The organism is Streptomyces sp. SID486 (assembly GCF_009865385.1).
Taxonomy (GTDB): Bacteria; Actinomycetota; Actinomycetes; order Streptomycetales; family Streptomycetaceae; genus Streptomyces.
The window spans coordinates 1-2,049 of the sequence record NZ_WWJT01000153.1 but is presented as its reverse complement, the minus strand read 5'-3'; the positions used below and the strand labels follow the sequence as shown (position 1 = coordinate 2,049).

Here is a 2,049-nt window from a genome sequence, read left to right as displayed (position 1 = left end):
GTCGGCCGCGCCGGTCACCCCGGCCGCCCGCGCCCGCCGGCACAGCGTCCGCTCGCTCAACTCCGCCTGGAGGCAGCCGGTACGGCCGCACGCGCACGGCTCGGTGCCGCCCGGCACCGGCAGATGGGCGATGGCCCCGGCCGCGGAACGGGGCCCGTAGTGCACCTCGTCGTGGGTGGCGAAGGCGGAGTCCACCATGTTCCCCACGAACAGGTGCAGCACGCTCCGGCTGCCCCGGGCCCGGCCGAACAGCCGCTCCCCGTGCACCAGCGCCCGCGCGTGGCCGTCGACCCGGACCGGCAGACCGGTGCGGGCACCGAGCAGCTCCCGCACCGGCACCTCCCGCCAGCCCAGCAGCTCGTGCTCGACCACCGTGCCCGTCTCCCGGTCCACCCAGCCGCCCACCGCCACCCCCACGCCCAGCGGGCGCCGGCCCGGCACCTCGGCGAGCAGCCCCGCGAGAGCCTCGGCGGCCCGCGCCAGCACCCTCGCCGGCTCGGTCCGCTCGTGCCGCAGCTCACGCCGGGCCACCACCCGGCCGCGCAGGTCCAGCAGCGCCACCGTGGTGTACGGCACGGCCACGTGCACGCCGGCGACCAGGAAGCGGCGGTCGTCCAGGTCCACCGGGACGTGCGGGCGGCCCATCCCGTTCGAGCGGCGCGGTGCGGCGGACTCCCGGATCAGACCCCGCTCGGTGAGCCGGGCACAGTGCTCGGTCACCGACGCGGGCGACAGCCCGGTCAGCCGGGCGACGGTGCTGCGGGCCACCGGCCCGTGCTCCAGCACGGACCGCAGCACGACGCTGGCACTGGTGCGCCGCCGGTCGCTGTCCGCGGCGCGCGGGACGGGGGAGGCAGGGGCGGGAACCGCGGTGCGGGGCATGGAGGACCGTCCTCGGGAGCGGGGTCGACACGTCTCGGAAAGGCTCGCGAGCGGGCGAGGCGCGTCGAGGAGCCCGCCCTACACCGGACGGCGACAGGTGGCCGTGCCCTGGCGTCGCAGGTCGACATAGCGACGCGAGGTGAGGTACCGGGACTGGGCGACCATGGCTGGAAGGGTAGGCCAGGAAGGGGGAGTCCGGCCAGACGGCCGGCGCCCGTTTGGAGAGACCGCACAGTCCTCCCGGCGCCCGCACGGCGTGAGGGAAACGTCCCTGCCTCAGTGATCGGCGTCACGCCGGGACCGGTGTAACCGGCGCTTTTTGTCCGGAGCCAACGAAGCCCTCGTTCCGCCCTTTGTCGAGCGCTGACGGTGATCGGCCCGAGTCGCCTGGGATAGCGTCACCGTGTCCCAGCATGTCCCCGTCACCCGCGGAGTCCCCATGAGCACCGCCACCGCCGTCGCCCGCCCCGGCTCAGTCCTCGCCGACCTGCTGCCGTCCTCCCGCGTCCGCGATGCCGCCCTCGTCGTCGGCGGCGCCGCGCTCACCGGCCTCGCCGCCCAGCTGTCCGTTCCGGTCCCCGGCTCGCCGGTGCCGGTGACCGGCCAGACCTTCGCCGCGCTGCTCGTCGGCACCACCCTCGGTGCCCGCCGCGGCTTCCTCTCCCTCGCCCTGTACGCGGTCGCCGGCGTGGCCGGCATGCCCTGGTTCGCGAACGGCGACTCCGGTGCGGGCATGGTCTCCTTCGGCTACATCCTCGGCATGCTGCTCGCCTCCGCCCTCGTCGGCGCCCTGGCCCGCCGCGGCGCCGACCGCTCCCCGCTGCGCATGGCCGGCACGATGATCCTCGGCGAGGCCGTCATCTACGCGGTCGGCGTCCCCTACCTGGCCCTGGCGGCGCACCTGTCCGCGTCCCAGGCGATCGCGGCCGGCCTCACCCCGTTCTTGATCGGTGACGCCCTCAAGGCCGCCCTGGCGATGGGCGCCCTGCCCGCCGCCTGGAAGCTGGCCGGCGAGCGCTAGGCACCACGCCGTGGTCCGAGCGGTTCCCGCGGGTCGCCCGGGGGAACCGCGGTCATGGCCCGAGGGGTTCGCCGGCCGCGGTCGTCCGCGGCTGGCGAACCCCTTTCGCGTCCCGGTTCCGGGGCCGTAGGCCGCGCGGAACGCGC

2 protein-coding genes are annotated in these 2,049 nt (G+C 76.2%); one reads left to right on the top strand and one right to left on the bottom strand.

Annotated features, from left to right (window positions below):
* The coding region (locus GT045_RS07525; protein WP_161333685.1) for an ROK family transcriptional regulator at positions 1-882 on the bottom strand (882 nt) is incomplete at its 3' end.
* 439 nt (positions 883-1,321) lie between these two features.
* On the opposite strand from GT045_RS07525, the gene GT045_RS07520 reads away from it, so the two are divergent.
* The gene (locus tag GT045_RS07520; RefSeq protein WP_161333684.1) at positions 1,322-1,903 is read left to right on the top strand and encodes a biotin transporter BioY; all 582 of its coding nucleotides are present in this window, start codon (positions 1,322-1,324) and stop codon (positions 1,901-1,903) included.
* Positions 1,904-2,049: the final 146 nt, after the last annotated feature.

Excerpts from the sequence above, each read along its gene's own strand:
- GT045_RS07520 (WP_161333684.1), top strand. The coding sequence starts at position 1,322 with ATGAGCACCGCCACCGCCGTCGCCCGCCCCGGCTCAGTCCTCGCCGAC.